Raw genomic sequence first — 8,311 nt, 5'->3', positions numbered from 1 at the left:
GGGGTCCGGCAGAGCATGAGCGCGGTCGGGTCCAGCGCGGACAACGCACTCGCCGAGTCCTTCAATGCGACCTTCAAACGCGAGGCCCTGCAAGGCCGAAAGAGCTGGCCAAGCGAGCGCGAGGCTCGACTCGATGCGTTCAGATGGCTCCACCGCTACAACACCCGGCGCCGACACTCCCGCCTCGGACAACGATCACCGATCGCCTTCGAGAACGCCTTCCACCTCACATCAACTACGCTGGCACCAGCCGCATAACCCGTGTTCAGGATTCAGGGTCAAGGCCCGTGGCCCGTCAGCGCTCTGTTGTCGGTGGAGGACTTACGCTCCTCGACGAGCAGTACGTCGCCGTCGACCGGATCACGCGGCACCTGGAGAAGACCGCACACTTCACCGGCTTCGACGTCGGATTGTTCTATGAAGCCGCAGCGGCCCACAGCCCCGCCCCCTACCCCGGCGCCAAGCGTGTCTACATCCTGCGGGGCGGCCCTGGCAGCGGGAAGAGCGCAGTGGCCCTCGAATTGCAGCGTGCCCTCGGGCTCAAAGGCCGCGAGGCCGTTCTGGCAAGTGGCTCTCACGCCTACACGGAGACTCTTCGCGAGATCATGCTCAGTACGGCTCGCAGAGGGCAGACAGCGGACAAGCGTCGCGCAGCCGTCAAGTTGTACCGCTACTTCAACAGCTTCAGCGAGACCCCACCGGACAGTATCGATGTCCTCATCTGCGACGAGGCCCACCGCATGCGGCGCACCTCGACATACCGCTGGACTCCGAAAGAGCTGCGGGACGACGACAGGCCCCAGGCGACCGAGGTGATCAAAGCCGCCAAGGTGCCCATCTTCCTGCTCGACGACCATCAGTCGATTCGCCCGGACGAGGTGGGCACGGCCACCTATCTCAAGGAGCTGGCGGAGGACATGGGCTGCGCTGTCGAAGTGACAGACCTGGAGGGCACGTTCCGAGCCGGCGGCAGCAAGCGGTACCAGCGCTGGGTCCAGCAGCTGTTGGGCCTTGACGCTTCCGATCCGGTCGCCTGGCGACCGGACGGGAAGATGACTCTGGCGGTGGCCGACTCGCCCGAGCAGATGGAGCAGTTCATTCGGGAACGCCACGCCAAAAGAGCCACGGCCCGTATCACCGCAGGCTTCTGCTGGCCGTGGAGCAACCCGGACGGCGAACAACTGGTCGACGACGTACACATCGGGGACTGGCGCCGACCTTGGAACGTGAAGCCGGAGCACAGCGTCCCTGACGCACCACGGTCGGACCTGTGGTCGACCGATCGTCGTGGTGTCGACCAGGTCGGCTGTGTCTACACGGCACAGACCTTCGAGTACGACTGGAACGGCGTCATCATCGGGCCCGATCTTCTGTTCCGTGACGGGAAGTTCAAGGTGGAGCGGAGCGCTTCGTGCGATCCCGCCTTCCGCGGTCCGATCGACGATGCGATCGTCACCCGGTGCATACTCAACGCCTACCACGTGCTCCTGACCCGAGGCGTCGCCGGCACCCTTGTCTACGCGGTCGACCCCGCGACCCACAACGAACTGCGCAGGCTCATCCCAGGCGCTATCGGCATGCAGCACTACGACGGCGCCCAACCGAAGCTCACTGCCGAAGGATCACAGCTGCCACCGGCCTACCGCAGACGGCACGGGTAACCTTGATCCCTACGTAGCTGCGGCCCGCCGGGCTTCCGCTCCGCCTGGCGGAGTCACGAAGGACATGCCCCCACCCGCACGAGTTTCTTCGTGCTGCCTGGGGGCCTGTCTTGCTGTTCCGCGACTCAGCCGCAGCGGTCGCTGCCGAGTGCCATTCCGGTGCTCTGTTCTTCCGCCTGACGGAGCAGTTCGTGCACGTCCACGGCCATAAGCCCGGTCCGTCCGAGGTGCGCTCGTGGGAGCGAAGCATTCCCGTGCTCGCGAGCGCACTCAACGACGCCGGGCTCGGGCAGGTGGAGGTCCTTCTGGAATACGGACTGCCGTTGAACAGCAAGCGAGCCGACGCGGTCCTGGCCGGCATGCACCCCGATACCGGGCTCCCGAGTTACGTCGTCGTGGAGTTGAAACAGTGGAGCAGCGCGGAACCCGACGACGACGATCCGTCGTTGTGCCGCATCGATTCCTACGCACGGGCGGTACTCAATCCAGTCGACCAGGTCCGCGGCTATTGCGAGTACCTCGTCTCCTTCAACGGAGCACTCGCTGAACATCCAGAACGCGTCAACGGCGCCGCATATCTGCACAACGCCACCGAGTTCGGCGTCAACGGGCTCTTCGAGGCCGAGCAGAATCAGTACGGTCAGCTCTTCATCGGGGCGCGACGCGGCGAATTCATCGACTATCTGCGCACGAAGCTGGGTCCGGAATCCGGCGCCGCGGCCGCGGACGAACTGGTCAACGGGAAGATCGGCCCGTCCAAGCAGCTCATGGCAGTGGCTGCCCAAGAGGTCCGAGAACGTGAGCAGTTCGTGTTGCTGGACGAGCAGCAGATTGCGTACCGCACGGTCCTGAACGCCGTACGCCGGGCCAAGCAATCCGATCACAAGGAGATCGTGATCGTCACCGGAGGACCCGGCACTGGAAAGAGCGTCATCGCCCTGTCACTCCTCGGCGAGCTGTACCGGCAGGGCACCACCGCCCTACACGCGACGGGTTCCAGCTCGTTCACGACAACCATGAGGAAAGTGGCGGGCGCCAGGAAGCGTGAGGTGAAGGACCTCTTCAAGTACTTCAACAGCTTCATGACCGCGGACCGCAACAGTCTCGACGTCCTGATCTGCGACGAAGCCCACCGCATGCGGGAGACTTCTGCCAATCGCTATACGCCGGCGTCGAACCGCACCGGCAAGGCCCAGATCGAGGAGCTCATCGACGCAGCTCGCGTCCCGGTCTTCCTGCTCGACGAGCATCAGGTCGTACGTCCCGGCGAAATGGGCACGGTCGTGGAAATCAAGGAAGCCGCAGCGAAGAAGGGCCTCCATTGTCGGGTGGTACCGCTGGACAGTCAGTTCCGCTGCGGTGGGAGCGATGCGTACCTTCGCTGGGTGGTACGACTATTGGGCCTTGAACCAGGCGGCCCGGTGGTGTGGGAACCCGACGACAAGATGCAACTCACGGTCGCGGACAGCCCCCAGGAAATGGAAGCGTTCCTCGACGACCGCCGATCCCAGGGGTACAGCGCGCGCATGTCCGCGGGCTATTGCTGGAAGTGGACGAAGAAGGTGCCGCCCGGGCAGGCGCTCCCCTCAGACGTCGTCGTCGAAGGGTGGGAGCGGCCCTGGAACGTTTTCGGCGACCGATCGGTCGCCGGCGCGCCTCCGGCCGCGTTGTGGGCGACCGATCCCGCCGGCTTCGGACAAGTGGGCTGTGTGTACACAGCCCAAGGCTTCGAGTACGACTGGAGCGGCGTCATCATCGGCCCTGACCTGGTGTGGCGCGGCGACCGCTGGATCATCGACCGTTCAGCGTCCAAGGATCCGGTCTTCAAGAAGTCCACCCCGGACACGGATGTCGACCGGCTGATTCGCAATACGTACAAGGTCCTGCTGACGCGAGGGATGATCGGCACGGTGGTGTACTCAACCGATCCCGAAACCCGCGAGAAGCTTCGTGCTCTGGCTACCGAGTCCTCGACCTTCACGTCCGTGTGATGCGCTGAGACGGTCACCTCTCGACGGAGCGTGACCGTATGCGTGGCACGCTGAGGTCTACGGTGCGCGGCACGAGTAATCGCTTCGTCACGCGGCATTCCATACACCTGGCCGTCAGCAACGACATGCGCTCCGCCGCCGCGAGCGACCTCGCTAGGCTTGCCACGTCATGGCATGCCCCACCCTGGAGGTCCTCAGGTGACGCCAACCGCTCCCAAGCCCGGCCCTCCAGCGGCTCGCGAGCGCTGGTTCCAGCCGCGCCGGTCCGGTTTCCGGTGGGAGCAGGAAGGCCTCGACCATGTGCGGCAGCTGATGCCTGCCGCCGAGCCCTACCGGGCGTGGGCGACGTTTCAGTTCACCGGCGTCACAGGCCGGATCAACGAGTGCGACCTCCTGATCGCTGTGCCTGGCGGCGTCTACCTGCTGGAGCTCAAAGGGCACCCAGGCCGGGTGGTCAATCGCGGTGATACCTGGCAGTTCCACGACGACCGAGTGCGTACCCTGCGCAACCCGCTGCATCTGACCGACCTGAAGGCTAAGGAGCTGAAGGCTCAGCTGGAGCGCGCTGCGCGGGCGGCGGGAATCCCCGAGGCGAAGATTCCCTTCGTCAAACCCGCGGTCTTCTTGCACGACCCCGGCCTGGTGAGCGAGCTGGACGAGTTCCAGCGCACATCGGTCTACGGGCGCAACGGCGGCACTAGTGGTCTGCCAGGTATCTGGGACGGCTTGCTCGGCCTGCCGCCCGAGCGGGAGAGCTGGCGTGTCACCGCTCAGGAGAGCCAGCGCCTGGAAATGCTGATGAAGCGCATCGGCGTCAGCCACTCCACCGCCCATCTGCGCTTCGGGGACGACTGGCGGCTCGCTCCACGCGCGCTGGACGCCGGCCCCGGCTGGGAGGACCGGCTCGCGGTACGCGACGACGGGCTGGTCAAGGAGAACGGCCGGGTCCGCATCTATCTGACGGGCCAGGCCGCGTCGGCAGAGCAACGCAGCCGGGTGGACCGGGCGGCCAGACGCGAGTACCAGGTGTTGCAGGGCATCAACCATCGCGGCATCGTGCAGGCGGTCCAGATCCGCGAGCACCAGGGTGGCCCGGCCATCCTGTTCCGGCACCGGGAGTCGGACCTGCGGCTCGACTCGTACCTGAACGCGTACGGGGAACAGCTCACGCCCGCCGCCCGTATGGACCTGGTCCGCCAACTCGCCGAAGCTCTCCGGTACGCCCACAGCCGGGCCCTGTACCACCGGGCTCTGTCGGCGCGGTCGGTGTACGTCTCCGCGGCCGAGGACGGCACCGAGCCAGTGCTGAGAATTGCCGACTGGCAGACCGCCGCCAGGGATTTCGACACCACCTCGCATCTCACGCTCGGCCCCACTCCCCTGGATTCCGGCCTTGTAGCCGACATCGCGCAGGTGTATCTCGCCCCGGAAACCGCCCGGGAATTCGCCGATCCTGTGGATCTCGACGTCTTCGGGATCGGCGCGCTGTCCTATCTGCTGCTCACCGGCAAGGCACCGGCGGAGGCCCGGGGCGCTCTGGTGGACCGGCTCGCGTCCGAGGGCGGGCTGCATCCGTACGCCGTCTCCGATAGCGTGTCCGCCGCGCTGGACGATCTCGTCTTCCGGGCCACCGCCTCTGACGTACAGAACAGGTTGTCGTCCGCCGAGGAGTTCCTGCGGCTGCTGGACGCAGCGGAGGCCGATGACGTTGCCACCGGGCGTGGCGTCGTCGAGGTCGAGGACCCCCTGACCGCGAAGGCAGGCAGGCACGTCGACGCCGAGTGGGAGGTCGTACGGGTGCTCGGCACCGGCGCCACCGCCCGCGCGCTGCTGGTACGCCGGGTGGAGGAGGGGGTGCCGGACCCGGCGTCGCTACGTGTGTTCAAGGTGGCACTCGACCGGGAGAAGGACGCGCGGCTTTACGTAGAGGCAAAGGCGCTGCGCGAGGTGGGCGGCAGCCGCATCGTGAAGCTCCTTGCGCCCCCTCGCGAACTGGGCAGGCGTACGGTCCTTGAGATCGAGTACGCGGGCGGGTTCCGGCCTGCGGACGACCGCGACCCGGTCAGTCTGGGGTCCCGGCTGCGCAGTGAGGGCCGGCTCGGGTACGCCCAGCTGGAGCGGTTCGGCAACGACCTTTTCGAGGCACTGGACACCCTGGCCGCGCGGGGCGTGCGCCACCGCGACATCAAGCCCGACAACCTGGGTCTGTTCAGGCGCCGCAAGGGCGGCTGGCAGCTGATGCTGTTCGACTTCTCGCTGGCCGACGCATCCGACCAGGATCTGCACGCGGGCACCCGTGGCTATCTGGACCCCTTCCTGGGCGGCAGCCGCCGCTCCCGCTTCGACGATCACGCCGAGTGGTACGCGGCTGCGGTGACCCTGCACGAGATGGCATCGGGCGAGCGGCCGGTGTGGGGGGACGGCCAGAGTGATCCGCTGACCGTGCCGGACGCGCAGCTCTACGTGGCCCGAGAGCTGTTCGAGACGGCACTGGCCGACGGGCTTGCCGCATTCTTCGAGCGTGCGTTGCACCGTGATGTCGAGCAGCGCTACGACAGCCTCGGCCAGATGCAGGAGGCCTGGCGTCAGGTCTTTCGCAGAGCGGATTCGAAGCGCCCGCCCACGACGCCCGCGACAGTGGACGCGCAGGCGGCTGACGTGGAGGACGCCCGTGAGCAGGCCGCGGCCGCCGCTGATCTGACGACTCCTCTGAACGCCGCGGGTCTGTCGCCGCGAGCCGTGTCTGTGGCGGCCGGGCTCGGCGCCGAAACGGTGGGACAGCTCCTGGACGTCCCCCCGCACACGATCTCCCGTGCCCGGGGTGCGGGCAACGTGATCCGCAAGGAGCTGAACCGGCGTCACCGTCAGTGGACCCAGGACCTGCGCAAGCGCGCGGCACGGAAGCAGCCGGCGCAGGTGGCGGCCGACGCCCCCGTGCAAACGCTGGAGTCGGTGGAGACTCTCGCTGCTCGGTTGGTGGCGCCCCATGGCGAGGGCCGCACGCGCGTGCCGCACGAAACTGTCCTCGCACTGCTCGGTCTGCTGGGCGCCGACGGCGTCGCACTGCCGCCGTGGCCGTCACAGTCCGCCATCGCCACGGCCATGAAGGTCAGCCAGCCGACCGTCTCACGGCACCTGGGCGCCGCGCTCGAACAGTGGTCGCAGTTCCCGTGGCTGGAGGCGATCCGGGACGAGATGGTCGCGGTCCTGTCCGAGCAGGGCCGGGTGATGACGGCGCAGGAGTTGGCCACCGAGCTGCAAGCACGGCACACCCCGCACGACGACGCGGCCGCTGCGCCGGACCGGGCCGCTCTCCACACACGGGCCCTGGCCGTGGTGCGTGCGGCAGCCGAGATCGAGTCCCGCCGCGACAACGCTCCTGCCGCAGCGGAGGAGGACACCGGGGAGGGCTCCGCCCGGTTCTCGGTCCTGCGCCGTGGTGGTGCGGTCCTGCTGGCTCTGGTGGACGTGGGAAGTGATGACCCCACGCCGGCGGAGCTCGCCGAGTACGCGACGCTGCTGGGCCTCAAGGCCGAAGAGGTGGCGGCCCGCGACCCCCTGCCCGGTGGGGCCACGGTCCTGCGGGAGCTGCGCACCGTGCCGGCGCCGGAGGGGATGGCCCTGGTGGCGGACACACGCCTGCTGACGCTGGCCGCCGCGATGGCGGGCGGCGTCGGCGTCACACCGCGCCTCGAACTGTTTCCGCTCGATCTCGGCCTCGAAAGAGCGCTGCGGATCTCACAGGCCGCCGCCGGGGTGCGCTCGACCGTCGGGATCAAGGCCGATGACCTGCTGGCGCGCGTACGTGCCCGGTTCCCCGGTCTTGCCGCACTCGCCGACGTCACGTACGTGGAGCTGGAGGAGGCACTGCCCAAGGCGGACTTCCCTCTGCAGTACAACCGGGGCAAGCAGCGCTTCTTCCCGCCTGTCCGGGACTCCTCGCACAGCCTGATGGCGTTCAGCGGCTCCGTCCTGACGAGTACCGGAGCCCTGTATGACGCCGCGCAGGGACAGATCGCGGAGGGGCGTGACCCACGCCGCCTGATAGAGGCGCGACTCCAGGATTCGGTGCGCAGAGGCGGTTTCCTGGCTCTGACGGTCAAAGGCGCTTACCTGCCGGGCACGGCACAGGGTCTGGCCACCCTCTTCGACGTACACCCCGTCGATGTGGACGAGCTGTTCCTGACCGCCCTGCGGGAACTGGCGAATGAGCAACAGGTGCAGTGGCGGGCCCTGTTGAAGGCAGACACCAAGTTCACCGCGACCGGCCGGATCGGGGCAGCCCTGGCGTCCTACACGCGACTCGCGGCCGAACGTGTCGCCGCCCGCTGCACGGAGTTCGCCGAGCAAACCGGCCCTCGTACGGTGCTTCTCGCTCACCGGGCCTCCCTCGTGGCCCGCTACTGGGAGGCCGGTGGCCGTGAGCTACTCGTCGGCCTGCAGGAAGCGGCCCGCAGCGCCACTGCCACGCCACACGGGCTGTGGCTCCTCGTACCGATGGACGACCCGCAGGCCACTCCGGCCCTGGACGGGCGAACGGTGGACGTGGTGGACCGGGAGCGCGAGTGGGAGGTGCTGGAGGGGCTGTTCATGAAAGAGCTGGGGGAGTTGCCGACGGCGAGCTGAAGGTGATGTCACGTCAGCCACGCTGCCATGCCG

General features: G+C 67.7%; 4 protein-coding genes. All 4 read left to right on the top strand.

The genetic code is table 11. The features are described 5' to 3' along the window. Positions 1–258 (top strand): integrase core domain-containing protein (locus tag B072_RS46430; protein WP_234018841.1); only part of this gene is annotated, 258 nt, incomplete at its 5' end. A gap of 29 nt (positions 259–287) precedes the next feature. Beyond that, positions 288–1,661, top strand: a complete 1,374-nt coding sequence (locus B072_RS43030) for a DUF2075 domain-containing protein (protein ID WP_018530201.1) — start codon at positions 288–290, stop codon at positions 1,659–1,661. Positions 1,662–1,771: 110 nt separating this feature from the next. After that, complete coding sequence (locus B072_RS0112050) at positions 1,772–3,652, top strand: DUF2075 domain-containing protein (protein WP_026245737.1); 1,881 nt, start codon at positions 1,772–1,774, stop codon at positions 3,650–3,652. A 198-nt stretch (positions 3,653–3,850) separates the two neighbouring features. Further along, a complete protein-coding gene (pglW, locus tag B072_RS0112045; protein WP_234018840.1) occupies positions 3,851–8,278 on the top strand; it encodes a BREX system serine/threonine kinase PglW in 4,428 nt (1,475 codons plus the stop codon). The last annotated feature ends 33 nt before the right edge of the window (positions 8,279–8,311 follow it).

It is taken from the genome of Streptomyces sp. HmicA12 (assembly GCF_000373565.1).
Lineage (GTDB): Bacteria > Actinomycetota > Actinomycetes > Streptomycetales > Streptomycetaceae > Streptomyces.
The sequence above is the reverse complement of the archived record's forward strand: the minus strand, read 5'-3'. Positions and strand labels throughout refer to the sequence as shown.